This window comes from Williamsia sp., assembly GCF_036566845.1.
GTDB lineage: Bacteria > Actinomycetota > Actinomycetes > Mycobacteriales > Mycobacteriaceae > Williamsia.
The window spans coordinates 101684-126197 of the sequence record NZ_DATCVM010000186.1; the positions used below are offsets into that span (position 1 = coordinate 101684).

At 66.4% G+C, this 24514-nt stretch carries 23 protein-coding genes; 4 read left to right on the forward strand and 19 right to left on the reverse strand.

From position 1 onward, the window contains the following. Positions 1 to 190: 190 nt before the first annotated feature. The 19 genes from VIQ49_RS17940 to VIQ49_RS18030 form a co-directional block, all read right to left on the reverse strand. Entirely contained in the window at positions 191 to 472 is a 282-nt protein-coding gene (locus VIQ49_RS17940) for a YggT family protein (RefSeq protein WP_331887012.1), read from the reverse strand. A 66-nt stretch (positions 473 to 538) separates the two neighbouring features. Further along, entirely contained in the window at positions 539 to 1288 is a 750-nt protein-coding gene (locus tag VIQ49_RS17945; protein ID WP_331887014.1) for a cell division protein SepF, read from the reverse strand. Between the two features lie 78 nt (positions 1289 to 1366). Then, on the reverse strand, positions 1367 to 2122 hold the full coding sequence (locus VIQ49_RS17950) for a YggS family pyridoxal phosphate-dependent enzyme (RefSeq protein WP_331887016.1): 756 nt from the start codon (positions 2120 to 2122) through the stop codon (positions 1367 to 1369). Further along, positions 2115 to 2834 carry a peptidoglycan editing factor PgeF gene (gene pgeF, locus VIQ49_RS17955; protein ID WP_331887018.1) on the reverse strand — a complete coding sequence of 240 codons (720 nt, stop codon included), beginning with the start codon at positions 2832 to 2834 and terminating at the stop codon, positions 2115 to 2117. Before pgeF ends, VIQ49_RS17950 begins: the two co-directional genes overlap by 8 nt. Before the next feature lie 8 nt (positions 2835 to 2842). Then, positions 2843 to 4036 (reverse strand): cell division protein FtsZ, encoded by a 1194-nt coding sequence (ftsZ, locus tag VIQ49_RS17960; protein ID WP_331887020.1) that lies wholly within the window; start codon positions 4034 to 4036, stop codon positions 2843 to 2845. A 204-nt stretch (positions 4037 to 4240) separates the two neighbouring features. After that, positions 4241 to 5161, reverse strand: a complete 921-nt coding sequence (locus tag VIQ49_RS17965) for a cell division protein FtsQ/DivIB (RefSeq protein ID WP_331887022.1) — start codon at positions 5159 to 5161, stop codon at positions 4241 to 4243. Continuing rightward, a complete protein-coding gene (gene murC / locus VIQ49_RS17970) occupies positions 5158 to 6678 on the reverse strand; it encodes a UDP-N-acetylmuramate--L-alanine ligase (RefSeq protein ID WP_331887024.1) in 1521 nt (506 codons plus the stop codon). The genes VIQ49_RS17965 and murC overlap by 4 nt, the downstream gene beginning before the upstream one ends. Continuing rightward, complete coding sequence (murG, locus tag VIQ49_RS17975) at positions 6675 to 7802, reverse strand: undecaprenyldiphospho-muramoylpentapeptide beta-N-acetylglucosaminyltransferase (RefSeq protein ID WP_331887026.1); 1128 nt, start codon at positions 7800 to 7802, stop codon at positions 6675 to 6677. Before murG ends, murC begins: the two co-directional genes overlap by 4 nt. A 54-nt stretch (positions 7803 to 7856) precedes the next feature. Further along, positions 7857 to 9629 (reverse strand): putative lipid II flippase FtsW, encoded by a 1773-nt coding sequence (gene ftsW, locus VIQ49_RS17980; protein ID WP_331887028.1) that lies wholly within the window; start codon positions 9627 to 9629, stop codon positions 7857 to 7859. Continuing rightward, positions 9629 to 11122 carry a UDP-N-acetylmuramoyl-L-alanine--D-glutamate ligase gene (murD, locus tag VIQ49_RS17985; protein WP_331887030.1) on the reverse strand — a complete coding sequence of 498 codons (1494 nt, stop codon included), beginning with the start codon at positions 11120 to 11122 and terminating at the stop codon, positions 9629 to 9631. The genes ftsW and murD overlap by 1 nt, the downstream gene beginning before the upstream one ends. A gap of 45 nt (positions 11123 to 11167) precedes the next feature. Then, positions 11168 to 12256 carry a phospho-N-acetylmuramoyl-pentapeptide-transferase gene (mraY, locus tag VIQ49_RS17990; protein WP_331887032.1) on the reverse strand — a complete coding sequence of 363 codons (1089 nt, stop codon included), beginning with the start codon at positions 12254 to 12256 and terminating at the stop codon, positions 11168 to 11170. Positions 12257 to 12302: 46 nt separating this feature from the next. Then, entirely contained in the window at positions 12303 to 12782 is a 480-nt protein-coding gene (locus tag VIQ49_RS17995) for a UDP-N-acetylmuramoyl-tripeptide--D-alanyl-D-alanine ligase (protein ID WP_331887034.1), read from the reverse strand. Further along, positions 12779 to 14392 (reverse strand): UDP-N-acetylmuramoyl-L-alanyl-D-glutamate--2,6-diaminopimelate ligase, encoded by a 1614-nt coding sequence (locus tag VIQ49_RS18000; protein WP_331887036.1) that lies wholly within the window; start codon positions 14390 to 14392, stop codon positions 12779 to 12781. The genes VIQ49_RS17995 and VIQ49_RS18000 overlap by 4 nt, the downstream gene beginning before the upstream one ends. 23 nt (positions 14393 to 14415) lie before the next feature. Then, positions 14416 to 16428, reverse strand: coding sequence for a penicillin-binding protein 2 (locus VIQ49_RS18005; protein WP_331887038.1), 2013 nt, complete (start codon positions 16426 to 16428; stop codon positions 14416 to 14418). An 83-nt stretch (positions 16429 to 16511) separates the two neighbouring features. After that, positions 16512 to 17363: a hypothetical protein gene (locus tag VIQ49_RS18010; protein WP_331887040.1), complete on the reverse strand. Its 852-nt coding sequence runs from the start codon at positions 17361 to 17363 to the stop codon at positions 16512 to 16514. Next, entirely contained in the window at positions 17360 to 18304 is a 945-nt protein-coding gene (rsmH, locus tag VIQ49_RS18015; protein WP_331887082.1) for a 16S rRNA (cytosine(1402)-N(4))-methyltransferase RsmH, read from the reverse strand. Before rsmH ends, VIQ49_RS18010 begins: the two co-directional genes overlap by 4 nt. A 239-nt stretch (positions 18305 to 18543) precedes the next feature. Further along, entirely contained in the window at positions 18544 to 18972 is a 429-nt protein-coding gene (gene mraZ, locus VIQ49_RS18020; protein WP_331887084.1) for a division/cell wall cluster transcriptional repressor MraZ, read from the reverse strand. A gap of 382 nt (positions 18973 to 19354) precedes the next feature. Continuing rightward, entirely contained in the window at positions 19355 to 19759 is a 405-nt protein-coding gene (locus VIQ49_RS18025; RefSeq protein ID WP_331887042.1) for a DUF3040 domain-containing protein, read from the reverse strand. Positions 19760 to 19931: 172 nt separating this feature from the next. After that, positions 19932 to 20432, reverse strand: coding sequence for an SAV_6107 family HEPN domain-containing protein (locus tag VIQ49_RS18030; protein WP_331887044.1), 501 nt, complete (start codon positions 20430 to 20432; stop codon positions 19932 to 19934). Between the two features lie 213 nt (positions 20433 to 20645). Between VIQ49_RS18030 and VIQ49_RS18035 the strand changes: the two genes are divergently transcribed. Genes VIQ49_RS18035 through VIQ49_RS18050 form a run of 4 tightly spaced genes read left to right on the forward strand, consistent with a single transcriptional unit; the run spans position 20646 to position 24506 of the window. Continuing rightward, the gene (locus VIQ49_RS18035) at positions 20646 to 21224 is read left to right on the forward strand and encodes an N-acetyltransferase (protein WP_331887046.1); all 579 of its coding nucleotides are present in this window, start codon (positions 20646 to 20648) and stop codon (positions 21222 to 21224) included. A 6-nt stretch (positions 21225 to 21230) separates the two neighbouring features. Then, a complete protein-coding gene (locus VIQ49_RS18040; RefSeq protein ID WP_331887048.1) occupies positions 21231 to 22826 on the forward strand; it encodes an NAD(P)/FAD-dependent oxidoreductase in 1596 nt (531 codons plus the stop codon). Beyond that, on the forward strand, positions 22826 to 23635 hold the full coding sequence (locus tag VIQ49_RS18045; RefSeq protein WP_331887050.1) for a carotenoid biosynthesis protein: 810 nt from the start codon (positions 22826 to 22828) through the stop codon (positions 23633 to 23635). Before VIQ49_RS18040 ends, VIQ49_RS18045 begins: the two co-directional genes overlap by 1 nt. Before the next feature lie 55 nt (positions 23636 to 23690). Next, on the forward strand, positions 23691 to 24506 hold the full coding sequence (locus VIQ49_RS18050; RefSeq protein WP_331887052.1) for an LppM family (lipo)protein: 816 nt from the start codon (positions 23691 to 23693) through the stop codon (positions 24504 to 24506). The last annotated feature ends 8 nt before the right edge of the window (positions 24507 to 24514 follow it).

Consider the following 24514-nt stretch of genomic DNA (forward strand, 5'->3'; position numbering starts at 1 on the left):
ACGGCGCGCCGTGAATCCGTGACCCGTTTGTTATCAACCTACTCGATACTAGTGGGCCATCTTCAGGCGATGTGATCCGGAGGGTCATCGTCCTGCTCACGCGGAGTGTCTCCGAGGCCATCCGGCGCAGATCTAATCGGATCCGCAGTGGTGGCACGCGTGATCGGGCAGGCATCGGGCAGCGCCAGAACTATCCGGCGACCACGGTCATGAGGATCAGCACCAGGATCATGGTGATCATCAGAGACAGGTCCAGGCGGACCGGACCGAGTGGAATCGGCGGGAGGATGCGCCGCAACGTCTTGATCGGCGGATCGGTGGAGGTGAAGACACCTTCGATGACCACCACCGAGGCGCCGGTCGGGCGCCACTCCCGGGCAAATGTTCGGACCAACTCGATCACCAGTCGGCCCAGGAGCAGCAACCAGTAGATGAAGAGGAAGTAGTAAATTATCTCGCGCGCAATCGTCACGCCATAACTCTGCCCGAATTCACCACGGTTTGGGAAAACCGCAGGTCGAACGGCCTGTTGCGAACCCTATTGGTGGTTGTAGAAGCCGGTCTCGGCGATCTTCTTGCGATCCTCGGGCGACACGTCGATGTCCGCGGGGGCCAACAGGAAGACTTTGGTCGCGACCTTGTCGAACGATCCGTGCAGCGCGAAGGCGAGGCCGGCCGCGAAATCGACGAGGCGCTTGGCGTCGGCGTTGCTCATGTCGACGAGGTCCATGATGACCGGGCTCCCATCGCGGAACCGCTCACCGATCGTGCGCGCCTCGGCGTAGCTGCTGGGCCGCAAGGTGGTGATCTTGCCGAGCGGATTGCCCTCTTCGAAAACCCGATCCATTTCGGCCCGGGAATCGAGGGCCAAGGCGCCACGGGTGCTCGCGCCGCCACCGACGGTGGGTGGACGCGAAGCTGCGGGCCGGGCGCTGCTCAGGGGCTCGAGACGGCTGGGGACGCGGGCCACCGGCGCGGGGTAGCGCTCTGCGGATTCGAACTGGGGGCGCCGCCCTCCGGCGTAGGCGTACTCCGGAGCCCGCTCGTACTCGGCGGCGTATTCGGCCTCGCGGTAGTCGCGGTCGTCGACCTCATCGCGGTACGGACGAGCTTCTTCGGCGTAAAACGGCCGGGCCGGCTCCTCATCGCCGTAGAACTGCTCGCCGTCACGGTAGTTGCGTTCGTACCGGCGGGCGCGAGACGGCGCCGGATCCTCGAGGTAGTCGTCCTCGTAGTCTCCGGGCGGAACCATGCCGAAGTACGCCTTGAACTTGTGGATTGTGCTCATCGCAGTTCCTCTTTCAGTCTCAGCCTGTACTCGACAACCTGTTAGCCGTGGTGCTTGTGTTACTCGTGTGACTAACCGTTAGGGCGAGATTACTGGCCGCGGCCCCATGATCGCGGTACCGACACGCACGCACGTCGATCCGTACTTGACAGCGACCTCCAGATCGTCTGACATCCCCGCCGACAATTCGGTTGCCGATGGGTACCGCGCAACAAATCCCTGGTGGATGCGGGCGGCCTGGTCGAGCCACTGCTCCGGCGAACCACCGAGCGGGGCGATCACCATCAGCCCACACAATTCGAGATTGTCCGATGCGGCGATGCTGTCGGCCAGGGCCGGCAGTTCGTCGGCGGGCACACCACCGCGACCCTTGGCTTCGTCGTCGTCCAGACCGATCTGGATGAGTATCTCCAGCGCTCCGGCGCGGGCATCCTCGTCACGTGCGGTACCGACAGCCCGATCGAGAGCCTGGGCGAGCTTGTGACTGTCCACGGAATGAACCCGGTCCGCCCAGCGGGCGACCGTCTTGGCCTTGTTGCGTTGCAATTGCCCGATCATGTGGAACCGGAGATCGCCGCGACCGGTCGTCTCACGAACCTCGGCCGCCTTGTTTCCGGCCTCCGGCTCGCGGGACTCCCCGAACTCGGTGGCACCGGCATCGATGAGCAACCGGACGTCGGAGGCGGGAAAGAACTTGGTGACGGGTAGCAACTGCACATCGGCCGGCGAGCGATTCGCCGCGAGGCAGGCCGCGTCGACACGACCTCGAACACGGGCGAGATTCGCGGCGAGCTCTTCGCCGCGATCGGATGACCGGTCCGAGACGTCACGCACCGCCGCTGTCCATCCAGATGACCGACGCGATCCGTCCCGTCGGCGCGCCGCGTCGATGGCTGAACAGGGTCTGGTCCTCGATCGTGCAGCGAGGATCCTCGGCGACCGCGCTGACCCCCGCCTCGAGCAGCTGACGCCGGATACCGGCTCGCAGATCGAGTCCAGGGGTGCCCGTGAGCGTCTTGGTGGCGCTTCCGGGAAGGTGCGCCTCCACATCGGCCTGCATGTGAGCCGGGACCTCGTACTGACGACCGCTGGCCGCCGGACCCATGAACGCACCGATACGGCTCACCACCGCACCGGCCTTCTCCATCTCGGCCAGCACGCGGGGCACGATCCCGATCCGCGCCCCCACCCGGCCGGCGTGGACTGCGGCGATCACACCGGCGGTCTCATCACTGAGCAGCAACGGAACACAATCGGCCGACAACACCGCGAGCGCAAGATCGGGTGTGGTGGTGACGAGCGCGTCGGTGGCCGGAACCGGCGCGGACACCGGACCGTCGACGGTGACCACGTTGCGACTGTGGATCTGTTCCATCCACACCACCCGCGATGCGCCGACACCGATCTCGTCACCGAGCCGGATCCGATTGCGCGACACCGCCTCCGGATCGTCGCCGACATGGTCACCGAGATTGAAGGAGCTGTAAGGGCCGGTCGAGAACCCACCGGCGCGGGACGTGGTGACCCGCCGGACGCGAAAACCCACCGCGACGCTCAGCGCTTCATGAACGGCGGAACGTCCACCTCGTCGTCGTCGGCCTCATCCATACCGTGTGCGGGACGCGACGACGGCCGTGCCTGACGGTCATCGGCGAACGGGTCGCCGGCGGGCGTCTGCGCGAACAGCGGGTCGCGACGTTCGGTGGCGGCGCCGTTCGACACCGCACCCGCCCGCCCTGCTCCAACAGTGGCGCTGCGAGCCGCGACCGTGGCGGCGGACTCGACCGGCTTGCGTGCCGGAGACCCGCTGTCGAAGCCGGCCGCGATCACCGTGACACGGACCTCGTCACCGAGGTTGTCGTCGATGACGGTGCCGAAGATGATGTTGGCATCGATGTGAGCGGCTTCCTGCACGAGTGTGGCCGCTTCGTTGATCTCGAACAGCCCGAGGTCGCTGCCACCGGCGATCGAGATGAGTACGCCGTGGGCGCCCTCCATCGAGGCCTCGAGGAGCGGCGAGTTGATCGCCGACTCGGCTGCCTTTGTCGCCCGGTTCTCACCGCGCGAGGATCCGATGCCCATCAGCGCACTGCCGGCGTTGCTCATCACGCCTTTGACGTCGGCGAAGTCGACGTTGATCAGGCCTGGGGTGGTGATCAGGTCGGTGATGCCCTGGACACCGTTGAGCAGGACCTCATCTGCACTGCGGAACGCATCCATCAGGCTGACCGCGGCATCGCCCATCTGCAGCAACCGGTCGTTGGGTATGACGATCAGGGTGTCGCACGACTCGCGAAGCGCGGTGATGCCGGTTTCGGCCTGACCGCCGCGACGCTTGCCCTCGAACGAGAACGGACGGGTGACCACACCGACGGTCAACGCACCGAGCTTGCGCGCGATGCTCGCGACGACGGGGGCACCACCGGTGCCCGTGCCGCCGCCCTCGCCCGCGGTGACGAAGACCATGTCGGCGCCCTTGATGAGCTCTTCGATCTCGTCCTTGGCGTCTTCGGCGGCGCGACGGCCGACCTCGGGGTCGGCACCGGCGCCGAGACCGCGGGTCGAATCGCGTCCGACGTCGAGCTTGACGTCGGCATCGCTCATCAGCAATGCCTGGGCATCGGTGTTGATGGCGATGAACTCGACGCCTTTGAGGCCTTGTTCGATCATGCGGTTGACGGCATTTACTCCGCCGCCGCCAATACCGACGACCTTGATCACGGCAAGGTAGTTGTGCGGGGGCGTCATAGCGCTCGCCTTCCTTTTGGTCTGTTTCGAACCAGGTTGGTTCTAGTGCACGGCCACCGTCGCGAAAACCCTCAACCTAAACCATAGGCTTAGAGTTATGTCAAGTAGCTGTGTGCTGATGGAAACGCTAAGCACCTTCGGACACCGGAGCCAGCAAGCGGTGCGGCGTGTCGGAAAGAACTCTGTGAATTGGCACCAGAACGGCTATTTGAACGTCGGATTCGACGGACTGGACACATTGTATTCAGTCCCCTCCTGCGTCAGCACATGGCGCAGGGTTTCCGATTTCTCCGCGTTTCGACTGTCGTCGCCCCACACGACAGTGCGGTTGTCCTTGAGCACCAACACGATATTGACCGGAGAACTGACCTCGATCACGGCGATCTGATCTCGCACATACGGCGGCACGTCGGCCATCACGGTCAGCGCGGCCCGCGTCGACGGGTCACCCGAACCCGGGTTCGGTGTCCGCAACTGGGCCAGTCCGGGAGGTGGATCCTGTTGCGCGAACTCGAATCCCAGCTTGTCCATCAGATACTTCTGCCCGTCACGTTCGGTGAACACGACCGCGATCCGCTCCTCCACGGCGATACTGATGGTCGACGGGTACTCGCGCTTGACCCGCGCCGATGCCACACGCGGGATCAGCGACACCCGCTGTGCCGCTGCCGCAGCATCAACCTGAAGGAGAGGCTCACCCTTGGGAATCGCTGCCGCGGAGGTGATCTCCTCCGCCGTCACCGCCCCGTTCCCCGTCACATCCACCGTGCGGACCGACATCAGTGGCGTGAAGTAGGCGACACCGAACAGCGCCACGACGACAACGATGGTCACGACAGTCCCGATCAGGACGCGCATTCCGCTGATCGCCGGACGGGCCGGCTTTCGACGACCGCGCCGCCGGGCGAACCTTTTTCCTCGGCTCTCGCCTTTGGCCTTCCCGGCGTCGGAGCCGCCGGCGTCTCGCTCATTCTCGCCGAACTCAGGGTTGTCGGACTCTGGGTCGTCGAACTCTGGGTCGTCGAACTCAGGGGTATCCAGCTCGCCGTCGTCGTATTCGCCCTGGTCGAAGTGACGGTCGTCGACCTCGCGGTCGTCCCCGGGTGAGTCGCGGTTGTCGCTCACTTCTCGCCCCGTGGGGTGCGATCGACCTGACTCACCCGACCGAGTTCACGCAGTGCGTCGACGATTTCTCCGGCCTGCATGGTGACATCGCCGGCACCGATGGTCAGGATCACGTCCTGTGGCCGGGCCATCTCGATCACCTGGCGTGGCAGCGCCGAGACATCAGGCTGGAAGGCAACGGGTTTGGTGATCTGTTCGGCGATCGTCACGCCGCTGATCCCCGGTATCGGTTCCTCTCGGGCGCCGTAGACATCGAGGACGATGACCTGATCGGCGAGATCGAGCGCGCCGGCGAACTCGGTCGCAAAGGTCTCGGTGCGTGAGTACAGATGAGGTTGGAAGATCGCCACGACGCGGCCGCCGTCGGCGGTGACCATGTCGCGCGCCGCCGTCAGCACGGCCCGGACCTCGGTGGGATGGTGGGCGTAGTCGTCGAACACCCGGATGCCACCGACATTGCCGCGCAGCTGGAATCTGCGGTGCACGCCCGCAAAACCCTCGACCCCTGCGATCAGGCCGGAGATCTCCGCCCCGGCGGCCACACCCGCGAGCACCGCCGCCATCGCGTTGAGCGCCATGTGTTTTCCGGGGACGGGCAACTTCATCTCGCGATCGGTGACGACACCGCCGCGATCGGTGAACCGCACCTGGGCCAGCCCGCCGCCGGCCCGGCTCTGCCAGGACACCAGCTCGGCGGCCGGTGCGAGGCCCTGCGCCAGGTCGCGGTGCAGGCCCTCGCCGTAGCCCAGAACCGAGATCCCCCGCGCGGTCAGCCGGTCGGCCACCCGGCCGGCGAACGCCGCCGAACCCGGATCATCAAGGCAGACCACCAGGGATCCACCGTCGACGATGCGGTCGGCGAAGTGGTCGAAGACCCGCACGTAGGCCGCTTCGGTTCCGAAGAAATCGAGGTGATCGGATTCGACGTTGGTCACCACGGCCACGTCCGGCGTGTATTCCAGGAGCGATCCGTCGCTCTCGTCGGCCTCGGCCACAAACAGTTCACCCGAGCCGTGGTGTGCGTTGGTGCCGGATTCGTTCAACTGCCCACCGACGGCAAACGACGGGTTCAGACCGCAGTGCTGCAGCGCGACAACGGTCATCGAGGTGGTGGACGTCTTGCCGTGGGTCCCCGCGATCAGGACATTGCGATGGCCCTGCATCAGCGTCGCCAGGACGCCCGGGCGCAGCAGGATCGGGATGCCGCGCTCGCGGGCGGCGACCAGTTCGGGGTTGGTCTTCGGGATGGCGGCCAGGGTGGTGACAACGACCGTCGGGCCGCCGTCGAGCAGGTCGAGCGCAGCACTGTCGTGTCCGATGTGGATCTGGGCACCGCGGGTGCGCAGGTCGACAACGCCGCGCGACTCCTTCGCATCGCTTCCGGAGACCTGGCCTCCCCGCGCCAAGAGGATTCGGGCGAGGCCGGACATACCGGCGCCGCCGATCCCGACCATGTGTACGCGTGAGAGTTGCTGCGGCAATTGCTGTTTCATGCCACTTGCACTCTGCTCGCTCATCGGCCCGCCGCCTTTCGACGAGCCCGCGCGAGTTCGATTCCCGCTGTGGCCACAGCCTGCGCTGCTCCCCTGGCCCCGGATCCGGCGGCGGCCTTCGCCATCGTCGCCAGCCTTTCCGGATCGGTCAGCAGAGGTGGGATGGTCTGTGCCACATAGCCCGGCGTCAGTTCTGCGTCGTCGACCATCAACCCGCCCCCGGCGTCGACCAGCGGTGCGGCGTTGAGGCGCTGCTCGCCGTTGCCGTGTGGAAGCGGGACGTAGACCGCGGGCAGGCCGGTGGCCGAGACCTCGGCCACCGTCATCGCACCCGAGCGGCAGATGGCCAGATCGGCGGCCGCATACGCCAGATCCATCCGCGAGACGTATGGCACACCGACGTACGCCGGGGTCGCATCGAACGGCTCCAGGGAGTTCTTCTTGCCGTAGGCGTGCAGGACACCGATTCCGCTGTCCGACAACGCTTGTGCTGCACCACGGACGGCGGTGTTCAGGCTCTGCGCACCCTGCGATCCGCCAAAGACCAACAACGTCGGTGCGTCGGGATCGAGTCCGAAGAACTCGCGGGCCTCGGCGCGCAACGCGCCGCGATCGAGATCGGAGATGGCCGCGCGCACCGGGATTCCGACAACCTCGGCGTCGAGTCCGGAGCCGGGAACCGCGGCGAGCACACGCTGCGCCAACCGGGCGCCGACCTTGTTGGCCACGCCGGCACGGGCGTTGGCCTCGTGGATGACCACCGGGATTCGGATACTGGAACGCCGACGCAGGCGCGCCGCCAGATAGGCGGGCAGCGCCACGTAGCCGCCGAATCCGATGACGACGTCGGCGTCGACCTCGTCGAGGACCCGGCGGGTGGCCGCCACCGACTTACGCAGCCGCAGAGGAAGTTTCGCGAGGTCGGCATTGGGTTTACGGGGCAACGGCACCGGTGGGATCAGTTCCAGCCGATAACCGCGTTCGGGCACCAGCGTGGTTTCGAGGCCGCGGGCCGTGCCCAACGCGGTCACCTCGATCGTCGGATCGATCTCGGTCAATGCATCCGCAACGGCCATCGCCGGCTCGATGTGTCCGGCAGTGCCGCCGCCGGCCACCACGATCGACAGCGGTCGCGTCGCATCACTCATTGCTCCGTACCCCGTCCGTGTGCGCCCCGTCCGGATTCCCATCGGGCGGGACGGTCACCGACGCGGCCGCTGATCGCGGTATCGGTTGTCCTCGCCGTGGACCGGCCGGGCAGAGGGGTTGCTGCCGCGACGGATATCTCGCGGCTGACGATCGTGGGCATAGCTGTCATTGTTACGCAGTGGCTGCGATCGCCGCTGCGGTGGGCTCGCGGTGCCGCCATATCCCCAATCCTGGGGCCGCGCCGCCCGAACCCGGCGGATGTCCTCGCGCGGTGCGTAACTGCGGGGTGGCTGCCGTTTCTGTGCCGGTGCGCGCGCCGGTTCGGTGGCGGCCGCACGCCGCGCCCGGCCCACCGGACTCGGAGCGCGATGTACCCGCCTCCGGTCCAGGCGATCGCGCAGGACCTCGGCACGTGTCTGTGAATACGGGACCGGGTGAGGGAGCCGGAGCAGCCGACCGAAGCGTCCGTCGCCGCCGGAGGCCAGTGCCGCCACCGCTTCCGGTTCGTGGCGCGCGGCGTTGGCCAACAGCCCGAACATGACCAGTGTGGTCAGCGTCGAGGTGCCACCGGCCGACAGCAACGGCAGCTGGATACCGGTCACCGGCAGCAGTCCGACCACGTAGCTGATGTTGATCAGTGCCTGCGCGGTCACCAGGATGGTGATCGTCGCGGTGAGAAGCCGCAGGAAGGGGTCCACCGATCGGGCCGCAATCCGCAGTCCGACGTAGGCGAACAGGCCGAACAGCAGGAGCACGATGATGCCGCCGACCAGTCCGAGTTCTTCGCCGATGATGGCGAAGATGAAGTCGTTGTGGGCGTTGGGCAGGTAGTTCCACTTGGCACGGCTCTGCCCGAGGCCCTCGCCGAACGGACCGCCGTTGGCGAGCGCGTATCGGGCCTGCCGGGCCTGGTAGCCGGCACCCTGGGGATCATCGACCTGGCCGAAGAAGCTGAGCACACGCTGGCTTCGGTATCCGGCCGTCATCGCGAGCACGGCTGCCAGCGCCACGCCGGTGAGGGTGAAGAATCCGAACACCTTCATCGGCAGACCCGCGAACCAGAGCAACGCCCCGACGATGATCGCGATCGTGACGGTGGTACTCAGGTTCGGTTCGAGCACGATGAGCAGACAGATCAGGAAGCTCACCGGAATCAGTGGGATGAGCAGTTCACGCAGTTGTGCGTTGTCGCGGCGGCGGGAGGCGAGCAGGTGGGCGCCCCAGACGCAGAGAGCCACCTTCGTCAGCTCCGAGGGCTGCACCGAGAAGCCGGCAACGGTGAACCAACGCCGGGCACCCTGGGCCATCGTGCCGATCCCGGGTACGAGGACCAGCATGAGCATGATCGTGGTCACGATGATCGCCGGTGCGGCGAGCCGGCGCATGATCCGCACCGGCATCCGTACGGCGAAATAGAACAGCACCACGCCGAGTGCGGCGAACACCAACTGTGTGGTGAACATGCCGTACGACGAGCCGGTCTTCGAATATCCCTCGACCGACGAGGCCGAGAGCACCATCACCAGTCCGAACGCGGTGAGCATGACGGCGAGGGTCGCGATCAGGTGGAACGACGCCAGCGGACGGCTCAGGACACCCGCGATCCGGGCGAGTATCGATCCGATCCCCTCCCCGAGCGTGATGACCCGACGTTCGGGGACTGGTTTGGTCTTACCGCGGGCGCGGGAGCCCACCGGGTCGGAATCGTCGGCATCGGCGGTGGCCTCGGAGTCATCGTCGATGTCAACGCCCGCAAGGTCGGCGTCGTCCTCGAGGTCGATATCGGATACAGCGTCGGCGGCGTCGTCGGTCTGTTTCCTGCCCATCAGGACGCCCCCGGCACCCGCGCGCCCGGAAGGGCGCGGGCGCTTGCGGCGAAGCTGTCGCCGCGGGCTCCGTAACCGGAGAACATGTCCAGTGACGCGGCGGCCGGCGCCAACACGACTGCGTCAGGGGTGTCTGGGTCGGCAGCGCACAGATCCCAGGCGGCCCGCACCGCGCTGTCCATGACCGCGTCGGCCGAAGCCGGATCTGCAGAAGCCGAAGCGATGTTCACCGACCCATCTTCCCCTGTTACTCGTGTGACTGTTGGGACCAAAGGGGCGTGTCGTGCCATTGCATCTCTGATGATGTCGCGATCGGCTCCGATGATCACCACCCCGGCGAGCCGATCGCGGATGGCGATGATGAGTTCGTCGACCGAGGCGCCCTTCAGCAATCCGCCCGCCACCCAGACGACCCGGCGGTGTCCCAGGATCGAGGCCTGTGCGGCATGGGGGTTGGTCGCCTTCGAGTCGTTGATGAAGGTGGTGGTCCCGACAACCGCAACCGGAGCATTGCGATGCCCACCGACGGTGAACGTCTCGAGGCCCTCGGCCACGGCCTGCGGGCTCGCGCCCACCGCCCGGCACAGGGCGGCGGCAGCCAGCGCATCGAGCACACCGGCAGGCCCCTGCGGCCGCACCCGGTCTGCCTCGAACAGGGGAACGGGGCCCGGCGATTCATCAGGGGCGTCCCAGTCGACCCCATCGACCAGCCGACCGTCGACCACACCGAGCTCATCCGGCCCGGGCGCGTCGAGCCGAAAGCCGATGGTTCGGCCGTCGGGGTCGGATCCGCGCAGGCTCGCGGCCACGGGATCGTCGAGGCCGATCACGGCAACCGCCCCGGACAGTGCGATCGCCTTCGCCTCGACATAGGCATCCATCGAGCCGTGCCAGTCGAGGTGATCTTCGGCGATGTTGAGCACCACGCCCGCCGTGGGACGTACCGACGGTGCCCAGAAGAGTTGGAATGACGACAATTCCACGGCCAGGACGTCGATGCGAGGCTCGGCGATCAGGGCGTCGAGCACCGGCAGACCGATGTTGCCGCAGGCCAGAACCGATACTCCGGCAGCGGTCATGATCGACTCGACCATCCCGGTGGTGGTGGTCTTGCCGTTGGTTCCGGTGACCACCAACCATTGGCGGGGAGCGCCGGTCACGCCGGAGCGATCCACCTGCCAGGCCAGTTCGACCTCGCCCCACACCGGCAGGCCGGCGTCAGCGGCCGCGACCATCAGTGCGTTGTCGGGCCGGAAACCCGGTGATGCGACCACGAGGTCGTAGGCTGCGGTCCACGCGGGTGTGGCCATCAGCGTCTCGGGTGACACCGCCGATGCACCGGCGGCGACAAGCGGTTCGAGCGCCTGGGCGCGGTTGTCGCAGACCGTGACCGCGACACCGTGATCCAGCAGGAATCGGGCCGCCGAGGCACCGGCCACACCGGCACCGGCCACCAGAACCCGCTCACCCCACGGCCATGCCCGATCCGTCATCGGCTGTCCACTCGCCAATTCCCCACTGGCCTATCCTCCACTGGCCTATCCCCCACTGGCGCTGAGGAACTCGCTGTAGAACAGCGACAATCCCAGCGCACAGGCAATGGCGGTGAGCAGCCAGAACCTGATGATCACCGTTGTCTCCGCCCACCCGGACAGTTCGAAGTGGTGATGGAACGGCGCCATCCGGAACACCCGTCGGCCCGTGGTCCGGAAGACCGCGATCTGGATGACCACCGAGATGATCTCCGCGACGAACAGCGCACCGACCACCACGGCGAGCAACTCGGTGCTGGTGGTGATCGACAGCCCGGCGAGCAGTCCGCCGAGGGCCAGCGATCCGGTGTCGCCCATGAATATCTTCGCCGGCGCGGCATTCCACCACAGGAATCCCAGGCAGGCACCGCCACCGGCGACGGCGATCAGCGCCAGGTCGAGTGGATCCCGGACGGTGTAGCAGCCGGGCTCGGCGGCCTTGGGTCCGCCGACGCAGGCGTTGCGGTATTGCCAAAAGGTGATCAGCACATACGAACCGAGCACCATCGCCATCGATCCGGCGGCCAGTCCGTCGAGTCCGTCGGTGAAGTTGACCGCGTTGGACCAGGCCGACACAACGAGCCAGACGAAGATGATGAACACCACCGAACCCATCGCGATGGCGTCGATCTCGCGGACATAGGACAACTGCGAGCTGGCGGGCCGGTAGCCGGCCTCATTGCGGAATTGCAGGACCAGGAAGCCGAACAACAGCGCCGCGATCAGCTGGCCCACCGATTTCGCGGTCTTGTTCAGACCGAGGTTGCGCTGCTTGCGGATCTTGATGAAGTCATCGAGGAAACCGACCAGGGCCAGTGTGGTCGCCAGCGACAGCACCAGGATGCCCGAGGCGGTCGGTCCGCTGCCGTCGGTCATCAGACCGAACAGGTGTGAACCCCAATAGCCGGCCCACAGGGCGGCCACGATCGCCACGCCACCCATCGAGGGGGTGCCGCGCTTGGTCTGATGGCTCGCCGGCCCCTCGACCCTGATCTCCTGACCGAAACCTTGACGCGAAAAGACCTTGATCAGCACCGGCGTCAGCAGGATCGCCACCGCCAGCGAGAGCACGCCCGCAATCAGGATCTGCCTCACCTGAACATCCCTATCTGTCGAGTATCAAAGCAGTGATCGATGGCGCTCACGCAGACTCGGCCCCCGGAGACCGGCGACCGACCCTGCTGTTCAAGAAGTCGGTCAAGCCGAGCTCGCGCCCACCCATCACCAGCACCACATCGTGCTCGCCGAGTTGCGCGTCCAGTATCTCTGCAGCCGCCTGCGGGGTCGGCACCAGGACCGCCTCCGACCCCCATGAGCCCTCCATCACCGCACCTTGGTGCAGTCCGTGAACGGCGCGCGAGGTACCCACACAGATGACCTGCCCGATGTCCAGGCGCACGGCCAGTCTTCCGAGCTCGTCATGGGACACCACCCAGCCCGTCATCGCAGCCCGATCCTCGGCGTCGAGCTCTGCCGGGACGTCCATCTCCCCCAGCACCGCCCAACTGCGGCGCGGCGGCGCGGCGTGCACCGCGTCGGCGAGGTCTCGCAAGGCGGCGCGTACCGCGCGGGTGTCGACGAGGTCGACCCCCTCGACCCTGTCACTATCGGTATTGCTCACTGCGATGACTCCGTGTCGGTTGAATGCTGTTGCGTCCCGAGTTCATCGATCGCCTGCGCCAAGACCACCCGATCGTCGAACGGATGCTTGATGCCGTGGATCTCTTGCCCGGCCTCATGCCCTTTGCCGGCCACCAGCACCACATCACCGGCCCGCGCCCAGCGGACGGCGGCGGCGATGGCCTCGGCTCGGTCGCCGATCTCCTGAACTGTCTCGGCTCCGGCAGGCCGTTCGGCGAGCGGGACCGCGCTCGCGCCGGCAACCACCTGCGCCCGGATGTCGGCCGGTACCTCGGTACGTGGATTGTCGTCTGTGACAACAACGAACTCGGCGCCGCGTGCGGCGGCATCGCCCATCACGGGACGTTTGCCGGTGTCTCGATCACCACCGGCGCCGACAACCACCGCGATCCGGCCCTGTGTCTGGCCGCGAAGCGTGGCGATGACGGCCTCGAGCGCGGCGGGTTTGTGGGCGTAGTCGACCACGGCGAGGAAGGACTGACCGCGAACGACCCGCTCCACCCGCCCCGGTACCGCAACATCACCGACCGAGGCGATCGCCGTCTCGACCGGCACCCCCGCACCGGCCGCGAGGGCAACGGCGGTCAGCGCATTCGCCACGTTGTAGCGGCCCGGCATCGGGACAGTCATCTCGTATGACTGTCCGGTCGGGCCGGTCACGGTGACGTGCTGTGCGCCGTCGTCCGCGATCTCCGACGGTCCGGCATGCCAGTCGACGCCGCCGGATGAACCGGTCGTCGACACGCTGATGGCGCCGGGTCCGGCGATGCCGAACATCTCCTGGCCCCAGGTGTCATCGACACAGACCACCGACGCGGCTGCATGGACCGCCGAATCAGGCTGGAACAGAAGCGCTTTGGTGTTGAAATAGTCACGCATCGTGGGATGGAAATCTAGGTGGTCCTGCGAGAGGTTGGTGAAGGCGCCGAGCGCGAAACTGGTGCCGTCGACACGTCCGAGGTACAGGGCATGGCTCGAGACCTCCATCACCACCGAGTCCACTCCCTGCTCGAGCATCGCCGCCAGCAGGCCTTGCAACTCCGGGGCCTCGGGGGTCGTCAACGCACTGGGCTGGCGGATCCCGGCGATCCGGGTCTCCACCGTGCCGATGAGGCCCACCGAGTGACCGTCGGACATCAGCGCCGCCTCGGTGAGGTAGCTCGTCGTGGTCTTGCCCGACGTCCCGGTGATACCGATCAGCGTCAGGCTACGGGACGGGTGACCGTAGATCTGAGAACTCAGTTCACCCAGCACGGTCCGTGGTTCCGGATGCACCAGCACCGCGCAGTCCGGCGTCGGATCGAGTGCGGCGATGACATCGCGACCGGCCTGATTCGTGAGAACCGCCGACGCACCGGCGGCCAGTGCATCGGCGACGAACTGCGCACCGTGGAACCGGCTACCGGGAAGCGCGGCGAACAGATCTCCGGGCCGCACCTCCTGTGCCCGAAGAGTCACTCCACGGACTTCGGTCTGTGCCGTGGCCGTGCCGAACAGATCTATCCGTGCGTTGCCGGTCGCTGCGAGAGCCTCGACCGAGGTCGGAGTGACCAGGGCAGGACGCAACACCGAGCTATCGGGAGCAGACACGTGCTCAACATACCGCCGTGGTGTCACCCGGCTTGCAACACCAGTGGTGGCGTCGGACTTGACGACAGTGGTACCCGCTCACGCTGCAGCATCCAGGACGCGATGGTCTGGAACAGCGGCGCGGCACTCTGCCCACCGGTGCCGTCGCTGCTCCGCTTCGGGTTGTCCAGCATGATCCCGATCACGTAGCGCGGGTTGTCCGCAGGCGCGATACCGGCGAACGTGATGTTGTACGCCTCGTTGGAGTAGCAACCGCACTTCGGGTTCACCTGCTGCGCCGTGCCCGTCTTACCGCTGATCTGGTACCCCGGCACAGCCGCCTTCGCACCGGTGCCGTTCTGGACGCCCATCGGGTCGTTCTGGATCACCGAACGGAACATGTCACGGACCGTCTTGGCCGCCGCCGGGCTGACCACGCGAACCCCGGCGGGCTGCTCGCTCGCACCGGGCTGACCGTCACCGTTGACCGCCTTGATGATCCGCGGCGGGATACGCACCCCGTCGTTGGCGATCGCCTGATACATGGCAGTCATCTGGAGCAAGGTCATCGTCAGGCCCTGGCCGATCGGGAGGTTGGCGAACGTACCGCCCGACCACTGGCTGAGGGCCGGCACGACCCCGCCGCTCTCGCCCGGCAGACCCACATCGGTGCTCTGCCCGAGACCGAAACGCTTGAGCATGTCCGCAAATCGGTCCTCGCCGACCTTCTCGGCGAGCATCAAGGTGCCGACGTTGGAGGACTTACCGAAGATACCGGTGGTCGTGTAGGGCGCGACATCGTGCGCCCAGGCATCTTTCACGGTGGCATCGGACATGGTGATGGTCCCCGGCACCTGGTGTACTTCATCGGGCGTGGTGACGCCGTATTCGATGGCGGCCGCCGCGGTGACGAGCTTGTTGACAGAGCCGGGCTCGAACGGCGACGTGATGGGCAGGTCACCGAGCTGTGCATCCTGTTGTTCGTCAAGGGGTTTGGCGGGGTTGAACGTACCGTCGTTGGCCATGGCGAGGACCTCACCGGTCTTGACGTCCATGACCACAACCGACGCGTTCGCCGCCCCCGACTTCTCTTTGGCCAGCTGAACCTGGTTCTGGACGTACCACTGGATGTCGGAGTCGATGGTGAGCTCTACGGTGGCACCGTCCACTGCCGGATGCAGGTTGCGTGGACTGCCCGGGATCACCGCGCCGTCCGATCCGCGGTCGTAGGTGCGCGACCCGTCTGTTCCGGAAAGCACTGAATCCATGGACGATTCCAGCCCGATCAGTCCGTTGCCGTCGAAGTCCACATCGCCGACGATGTTCGCCGCCAATTCACCACCGGGATAGAGCCGGACGTCTTGACGTTCCGATCCGACCTCGGGGAATTGCTCGATGAGCTTGTTCGCGGCCTCCGGGCTCACCGCCCGCGCCAGGTACACGAAGGTTTCGTCGCTACTGAGCAATTCACGCAAGGACGACTCATCGAACTCGTTGCCGAGTTCGGCCCGGATCCCGGCCGCGATCTCGTCGATCCGGGTGTCCACATCAGGCAACTCGGGGTTCTTCTGATGCGCCTCGTCGATCGCCTTGCGCACCTTGACCGGCTGGAACGTCAAGGCGCGAGCATCGTCTGTGTAGGCGATCGCCTTGCCGTTGCGGTCCTCGATGGCACCACGTTTCGCGGGCAGCACCTCGGTGACCGCACGCTGGGTCGCCGCTTCCGCGGACAGCGACGGACCGTCGACGATCTGCAGCATCGCCATCTTCACCGTGACCACCAGGACCACCAACACGATCACCACCGACATCACCCGGTGACGGCGCACGAACTGCCGGCCGGTCCGGAGCATGTCATCGGCGCCGCCGTGGGATCCACCGGCAGGAAATCCGCTGCGACCGCCGGCAGGCCGAGGAGCCTTGTCGGGATTGTCGTCGCGATATCCGGCGGGTCCCGATCCCTGGCGTCCGCGTGGACGCCGGGACGGACCAACCCGCTCACGGCCTGTGGCGCGCTGCCGGGTACGGCGGTCGCCCGCGGGTGTCTGCCGCGTCATCGGCAGCACCGGTCGTCAGCTGATCCCTTCGTCGCGATGACCGTCACACATGAGACCTCCATGGTTGTCAATTCTCTACTGCACTAACGCTGTTCGCCCGAATTTGCGACCGGCGCGCCGCCATTCGGTGGAAGAACGTTCGAGTATGCCGGCGGGGTCGCTGTGGCTGTCGGCGCGGCGGGACCGGGCGTCGTCGGTGCCGGAGTCGCGGTGCCGGCGTCCGGGGTCACCGGAGTCGCGGTGCCGGCGTCCGGGGTCAGCGGTGTTCCCTGAACCGGAATACCTTGAACGCCAGGTGTCGTCGGTGTTGCCGGGGCGGCATCGTCGGCCGGTTTGGCAGCGGTCGGCTTCGGTCCGTTGTTCAACGACGGCGCTTTGTCCCCTGCTGCGGGCTTGATCTCCCCCACGACAGTGGCGCGGCCATCGGGGCCCACCACGAGACGGGCCTTGTCGTTGCCGGGGATCATTCCCAGTTCGCTTGCCTTTTCGGACAATTCAGGCGCAGAGTCTCCCTGCTCGTATTCCTTCTTGAGAGCATCACGTCGATCGGACAACTGTTCGTTGTACGCGCGCTCCACCCCGAGTTGGTACGAATCCTGGGCGGACTTGGTCGAAAGCCACAGTGTGAGTGCCAATCCGGCCAACAGCATTCCGGCGACCACGACGGCAAACGGCACCCGGCGCATCACCTCGACCGGCGCGTGCCGCACCCGCGCCAGCAGGGCCGGCTTCACCTCCGGGTCGGCAGGTTTTTCGCTCCGCTGCCAATGACGCGACGTCGACGAGAGAGCCTCGGCACCAAGGCGTTTGCGGCGGCGTTCGAGCGCCTTCTCCGCGGCGGCCGACCGCGGCCTGGACGCACGCACAGTCCCGGCCCCCGGCCCACCGGAATCGCGGCGTCGCCCGGTGGCGAGGTTGTCGTCGGTAAGCGTCACTTCTTCCCTCCCGCTATCCGTTCGATGACCCGCACCCGCACCGATGCGGATCGCGGGTTGTATTCGATCTCGTCCGCCGAGGCCTGCTCTGCTCCCCTGGTCACCAACGCGAAATCCGGTGCGGTTCCGGGCAGGTCGACGGGGAGACCCGGCGGCGTCTTCGACTTGGTCCGTTCGACGAACTCACGCTTGACAATCCGGTCTTCCAGCGACTGGTACGACATGATCGCGAGCCGGCCACCGACGTTCAGCGCCGACAGCGCCGCGGGAAGGGCCGCTTTCAGCGAGGTCAGCTCTCCGTTGACCTCGATCCGAAGGGCCTGGAACGTGCGTTTGGCCGGATGACCGCCGGTGCGTCGGGTGGCTGCCGGAATGGTCCGGTACAACAGTTCCACCAACCTGCCGCTGGTGGTGAACGGTTCGATCTCACGCTCGCGCAGCACCGCCGAGGCGATCTTGCCCGCAAACCGTTCGTCGCCGTATTCCGATAGGACACGGGCCAATTCGCCGTGCCCGTAGGTGTTGAGGATGTCGGCGGCGGTCAGCGGGTCGTCGGCGTTCATCCGCATGTCCAGCGGCGCGTCAACCGCATAGGCGAACCCGCGATCGGGTTGGTCGAGTTGCATCGAGGAGACGCCGAGGTCGTAGAGTGCGGCGTCGAATTTCTTGACACCCGCCTGCTCGAGGGCATCGTCCACCGCGTCGTAGCGCGTGTGGACAAGGGTGATCCGATCGCCGAATGGAGACAGTCGCTCGCGAGCGAGATCCAAGGCGTTGATGTCCCGGTCGATACCGATGATCGCGACACCGGGGAATCTCTGGGCGATGAGTTCGGTGTGGCCACCGGCCCCGAGTGTGCCGTCGACGTAGATTGCGCCCGATCCGTCGGGGTCTCGCCGGGTGATCGCCGGAGTGAGGAGTTCGATCATCCGCTCGGCCATCACCGGGACGTGCCCGAAGGGGCCATCGGCGAGATCCACTGTGCTACCTCTCGTGCGGTCCGGGTGCGCCAATTGGCCGGCAGGTGCGTGGGTGGATCCTGGTCTTTGCCCGATCTCCGCACCTGGCGCTGGGGAAGTGCGTCAGGGGCGGGTTGTCGAACCTGGCGCTGGGGAAGTGCGTCAGGGTCGGATCGGGCAAAGGCCTCGATTCACCCACGTGGGTCTCCTGGTCCCCGGCCTCAGGCCGTGTCCAGGACGTCGAAGCCCACGCTCGAGAAGTTCTCCTCGTGCTCATCCTGGTAATCGCGCCATGTCTGCGCGTCCCAGATCTCCAAGTGGCTCATGTTGCCGATGACCACACATTCTTTGGCCAGGCCCGCATAGCGGCGATGATCGGAGGACAGGGTTATCCGTCCCTGACCATCCGGCCGCTGCTCATCGGTACCCGAACTCAACTGGCGCTGAAAGGCCCGAGCAGCAGGGTCGTTCTTGGGCGAGCTCAACACTCGTTGGGCCAACTCATAGAAGTCGTCGCGCATGTGCACTGCGAGGCTGCGGTCCTGACCTTTTGTGATCATCACCCCTCCTGCAAGTGCGTCTCGGAACTTTGCGGGAAGCGTGAGCCGCCCCTTGTCGTCCAACTTGGGTGTGTAGGTGCCGAAGAACATAGCGCTGGCCATGTGTCGTCACCTCCAACCCCATGGTTATCGGGAAGATCCGGTTCTCTCCCAACAACGAGCACCACTGTACCCCACAATCCACCACTTTCCACCCCAAAAGCCCCCGAGGCGGACTTCAGACACAGAACTGCGCAGGTAGAGCGCACATAGCCATGTGGGGCGAAAATCCTGAACCGGGGTGTCCAGGGGCAGATCGGACGAGCATGTGGGGTCTCAACTGTCACTTCAGCCACGTCTGGGCAATCGAGCCTTGCCAGTGGGAGAAAGTGGGGATGTGGGTGGAAAGTGGGCCACAACCCTGAAAGCACAAAAAAGGCCGTGTATCGCGATGCGATACACGGCCTTCTACGTCACACGTGCGGTGGAGGGTCTACTCCTGCTCGAAGCGGCGGTTGAACCGCTCTTCCATACGCTCGGAAAACTTGCGTCTTTGCTTCTGCTCGCGGCCCGACGACCCGCCTCGTGATGGTCCCGAGGAACCTCCGGGAGTCGGCCCGCTACGTGTACCCCACAAGGCCATCAGGCCGGCACCGAACATCACCAGGAAGCCGATCAGGCTGACAATGGGGAATCCACCGATCTGTACCTCGATGACAACTCCCCCGATGAGGAGGACGAGTCCGACAAGGAACAACACGGCAGCCTGCAATCGACGGCGCGCAGTTGAGCCGCGATAGCGACGCGACCGTACGTTCGACGCAAACTTGGGGTCTTCGGCGTACAGAGCGTTTTCGATCTGTTCGAGCATGCGCTGCTCGTGCTCTGAGAGTGGCACCCGCCCCTCCTTCAGCACCTGGTTTCGGTAGAGCGTCCGGAGGAGACATTCCGGCCACCCGGATCCACTGCGGTGGACCCACCTCTGATGATACGAGGTGTTGGAACTTCCAACCACCATTCCCTGCTACAAGTTGGTCGAATTTGGTCCGATAGCAGTAATTTCAGAGCCTTCAAGCCGCGCCGGCAGGCATATTTGACGGTTTCCCTCGCTCGATCCGCAGGATTTCCATCTCGACCACGTGCAGGAACTCATCCACCTTCGGCCGCAACTCCGCGATCTGCTCATCGGTGACCGACCGAATTCCGGCCTCGGTGTCGGCCCGGAGACGAGAGAGCCCGGCAAAGTACGTGGCCCACCCGGAGAGGTCGGGCATCGCCTGCGGCAGACGCGCCCACGCGCTGCGAGAACCTCGGCGCCGGGTCGGATGTTCGGCGACGGCGAGCACGGCGCCGGCCGCACGCAACGCCGATTGATACAGAGCACTGAACGCCTCGGCCGAGTCGGTGACGATATCCGACTCCCGCAGACGCGATTCCGCGCGGCCCAACAGCTCACGGGAGGCGATGATCTGCGTCGGCTCCGGCAGCCTGGCCACTCGGGTGGCCCTTTCCGTCGAGCCTGCCGCACGGTGTCGGGAGACACCTGTGGGGGTTCGTGACATGGTCGCCATCTCGGTCCTCCTTCGCCGGATCGTCTGTATCTGTGCGGGGTCGGCTCGGTGGCCTACGCTTCCCTCGTCGGCCACCGAGCCGCCCTCACGTCGTAAGCGGGTAAACGATGCGGCTTGCGCCTTTGCGGAGGTTGAAGCCTCGAACACCCGTTCGACAGATTCAATATACCCAACGACACCGACAACCCTCAAGCAAAAAAGGCGGAAACTTCTGTGCCCATCCGGATTGCCGACCTATCGGCGCACGATGCACAGAGCTGGCTGCCCGATGCCTTGAGCGTGTACGTGACGGCAATGAACTACCCGATGGGCACCGAGGTGCAGCGGGCTCCTCTGTGGCACGAACACACCCAGCGACCCGGATGGCAGGCCGTCGGCGCGTACGAATCCCTCGGTCCGGCATCCGGGCGGGAGACCCTGGTGGGGATCGCGTACGGATACAGCGGTGCACACGATCAGTGGTGGAACCAGCAGGTACGCAGCGGTCTGCTCCGCGCAGGCAGCAGCCGCGAGCGGGTCGGGGCAATCACCGACAACTACTTCGAGTTGACCGAACTGCACGTCCATCCGTCCGCCCAGGGCCAGCAGATCGGCGAAGCGATCCTGACGCGCCTACTCGACGGACGTACCGAACCACAGGTCCTGCTCTCGACACCCGAGGTGGATGCCGAGAACAACCGGGCCTGGCGCCTGTATCGCCGTCTCGGATTCGCCGACGTCCTGCGGGGCTTCAGCTTCGCAGGCGACCCCAGGCCCTTTGCGGTCCTCGGGCGGGCCCTCCCACTCAGATAGGTCGTCATGATCGACACCCTTGTCATCGGTTCCGGGCACAACGGACTGGTCGCCGCCTGTTATCTGGCGGCCGCCGGCCAGCGGGTGAAGGTGCTCGAACGTGACAGCGTCGCCGGCGGCGCGGTGTCCACCGTCGAACGGTTCCCGGGCTACCGCGTCGATCGGGGGTCCTCGGCCCACCTCATGATCCGGCACACCCCGATCCTCGAAGAACTCTCCCTGGCCGACCACGGCCTGCGCTACATCGACTGCGATCCGTGGGCGTTCTGCCCCGGAACCGACAGCGCTCCCCCGATCGTCTTCCACCGCGACCTCGCGAAAACCTGCGCGTCGATCGAGGCGGCCTGCGGCGCCAGAGATGCCCGGGCGTACCGCGGATTCGTCGACGTGTGGGCACGCCGGTCGGCCGCGATGATGTCGGCCTTCACCTCCACTCCCTCACCGCTCGCACTCGGCAAGGCCTTCTGGGGACTCCCCGCACGCGTCCCCGGCAAGGGCGCATCGGCCGGCGCCGCGCTCTCCCAGGAGTTCCTGATGTCGGGAAATGCGCTCTTGGACAGCTTGTTCGATTCCGAACACCTCAAGGCGGCACTGGCTTGGTTCGGTGCGCAGTCCGGGCCACCGATGAATGAGCCCGGAACCGCGCCGATGGTCGGCTTCGCCGCGGCGATGCACACCATCCCCCCGGGCCGGGCGGTCGGCGGCAGCGGCGCACTCACCGAGGCCCTGATCCGCAAGCTCCACGGCGACGGCGGTGAACTCGAGTTGTCGGCCACCGCGACAGCCATCGAGAAGCAGGGAGACGGCTGGCTGATCCGGACCGCCGACAGCGGCACGCATCACGCCCGGTCGGTGATCAGTGCCTGCCACGTCCTGACCACGTTGGACCTGTTGGTGGCCGGCGGGTTCGACCGCGCCACGGCAGATCGATGGCGGACGCAGATCCGGATCGGCGGCGGAATCGGCATGGCGGTGCGCCTCGGAGGGACGTCGTTGCCGCAGTATCCCGGGCTCCCCGCGGACACGTCGGTGCACGGCGGGCTGGGCCTGCTGGTGACCGATCGCGGACATCTGGCCCGGGCCTACGCCGACGCCACCGCCGGTGATCTGCCGCGTCGTCCGGCGCTGATCGCGATGAGCTTCTCCGCGATCGACCCGGGCCTGGCACCATCTGGACGTCATCAGACCAGCCTCTGGGCGCAATGGCATCCCTACAAGCTCTCGGGTGGCCGCAGCTGGACCGATCTCGCGGCGACCGCCGGCCAGGAGATCATCAACGAATTGGACCGGCATGCACCAGGATTCGCCGAGACGATCGAGCACACCTACATCCAGACGCCCGCCGATCTGGAATCCGAACTCGGGATGACCGGCGGCAACATCATGCACGTGGAGATGTCGCTGGATCAGATGCTGATGTGGCGTCCCCATCCAGAACTGGCCAGGCATCGGGTGCCCGGCGCCCCCGGTCTCATCCTCGCCGGCGCCTCGACCCATCCCGGCGGCGGTGTCAGTGGTGCCAGCGGTCGCATCGCGGCGAGTGCGGTGCTGTCCGACCGGAGATCCCCGCTGGCGCGGATCACCCGCGGTCGATGGGGATGATGACCACCACACTCACGTCCCGGCGTTCGGCATCACTGTGGACCTCGGCGATCCTGCTGGCCTGTTCGATCGCCGCGCAGATCGTCTATCCCCTGGTCGACGGGGTGGCCCGCGACCGGGCCACGGTGGTCGTCGTCGCCGCCGCGGCCGCCGCGATGGTCGCGCATGCCACGTTCCGGCTCGGAGCACTGCGGGCGGTCGCGGTCTTCGCCGCGACAGCCGGCATCGGATGGACCGCGGAGATCGTCGGCGTCGCCACCGGGTTCCCGTTCGGGGACTACGTCTACGCCACCGACCGGATCGGGCCGTCGGTGGCCGAGGTACCGGTGATCATCGGACTGGCCTGGACCGCCGGCGGCTACAGCATGTGGTGGATCAGCGCACTCATCAGTGACCGTCGTCCGGTCCGGATCGCGCTGGCCACCGCCGGGATGGTCGGCTGGGACCTCTATCTCGACCCACAGATGGTCAGCGCACGATTGTGGTCTTGGTCCACCGTCGACGCCGGGTTGCCCGGCATCGACCAGATCCCGGTCACCAACTACCTCGGGTGGGCCGGTGTCGCGTGTGTCATGTTCGTCCTGCTCTCCGTCATCGACCTGAAACCCGTCGCGGTGACACCGTTGGCGTCGGTGGCCCCGCTGGGTTGGTTCACCTGGACCTGGCTCGGCTCTGCGCTGGCGTTTTTGGTGTTCCTCGATGATTCCGCTCTGCACGCGGCGGTCCCGTACGGGTTGATCGGGATGGGGATCCTGGGAGTTCCTGCCGCGGTGGCGTTGGCCCGCCGGACCCGATCCGGTATCAACTGACCCGATCAGCCCGGCCCTCCTCACCTTCGCGCCCGGCTAATGGCACGATGACTCCGTGCCTGAGATCACCCGACTTACCCGCGGACGCGGCCCGATGAGCCGCCGCGGACGCGGCCCGATGAGCTTGGCGTTGCTGGTGCTGGTCCTGTTCTGTGGACCCGCACTTGCCGCCTGCTCTGATGCACCCGCCCAGTACGGCGACCGGCTGTGGGGTGCAATTGTGCTCGCCGAGAAGGACATCGGCCAGGAAAAGGGTCCGCAGATCACGGTTCCGCAGTCACTCCAGTCGGTGGTCAGCGCCACGGAGTTCAAGCGCGACGGACTCATCGGCACCCGGGCAACGTACACGGAGGCCACCCTCGGCCAGTTCGCTCAGCTCGGTGAGCTCGTCGACAACGCCTACCCCGATGCCCCGGTGACCCTGGATCTCCAGGCACAGCGCCGCGGCGAGGCCGTCACCTTCCGTGGAACCGCCGACCTGCAGGGGTTGGACCCCGACAACGATTACGTCGAGTTCTCCATCCAGTTCGCCGGGCCGATCAGCGCCACCAACGGTCAGCAGGACGGCGAGGACGCGGTCTCCTGGAAGCCGGAGATCGGCAAGGCGACCCCGATGACCGCCGAAGCCCGCTACGCCGAACCGGGATCCGCCGCGTTCACCGGCTGGACCGGGCTGATGGCGGGCATCGCTCTTGCCGTGGCCGTCGTGGTGGTCGCGCTGGCGTGGGTCAGCCGCGATCAGTCACCTCGGCCCGGCGCCCCACACAAGCGATCCCCCGAGTCCCGTTCCCCTGACGCCCCGCGGCAACCGGTCGGCGGAGGGATCTCCCACAGTGGCAGCGGGACCGACGACAGCGGGTCCTCACACTGATCGGATGG

Bases quoted from the DNA above. Each gene is read 5' to 3' on its own strand.
- mraZ (WP_331887084.1), bottom strand. From the start codon at position 18,972: ATGTTCTTCGGCACCTACACACCCAAGTTGGACGACAAGGGGCGGCTC.
- VIQ49_RS18030 (WP_331887044.1), bottom strand. From the start codon at position 20,432: ATGGCGACCATGTCACGAACCCCCACAGGTGTCTCCCGACACCGTGCG.
- VIQ49_RS18040 (WP_331887048.1), top strand. From the start codon at position 21,231: ATGATCGACACCCTTGTCATCGGTTCCGGGCACAACGGACTGGTCGCC.
- ftsZ (WP_331887020.1), bottom strand. From the start codon at position 4,036: ATGACGCCCCCGCACAACTACCTTGCCGTGATCAAGGTCGTCGGTATT.
- ftsW (WP_331887028.1), bottom strand. From the start codon at position 9,629: ATGGGCAGGAAACAGACCGACGACGCCGCCGACGCTGTATCCGATATC.
- VIQ49_RS18045 (WP_331887050.1), top strand. From the start codon at position 22,826: ATGACCACCACACTCACGTCCCGGCGTTCGGCATCACTGTGGACCTCG.
- murG (WP_331887026.1), bottom strand. From the start codon at position 7,802: ATGAGTGATGCGACGCGACCGCTGTCGATCGTGGTGGCCGGCGGCGGC.
- murD (WP_331887030.1), bottom strand. From the start codon at position 11,122: ATGACGGATCGGGCATGGCCGTGGGGTGAGCGGGTTCTGGTGGCCGGT.
- rsmH (WP_331887082.1), bottom strand. From the start codon at position 18,304: ATGGCCGAGCGGATGATCGAACTCCTCACTCCGGCGATCACCCGGCGA.
- murC (WP_331887024.1), bottom strand. From the start codon at position 6,678: ATGAGCGAGCAGAGTGCAAGTGGCATGAAACAGCAATTGCCGCAGCAA.
- VIQ49_RS17945 (WP_331887014.1), bottom strand. From the start codon at position 1,288: ATGAGCACAATCCACAAGTTCAAGGCGTACTTCGGCATGGTTCCGCCC.
- VIQ49_RS18005 (WP_331887038.1), bottom strand. From the start codon at position 16,428: ATGACGCGGCAGACACCCGCGGGCGACCGCCGTACCCGGCAGCGCGCC.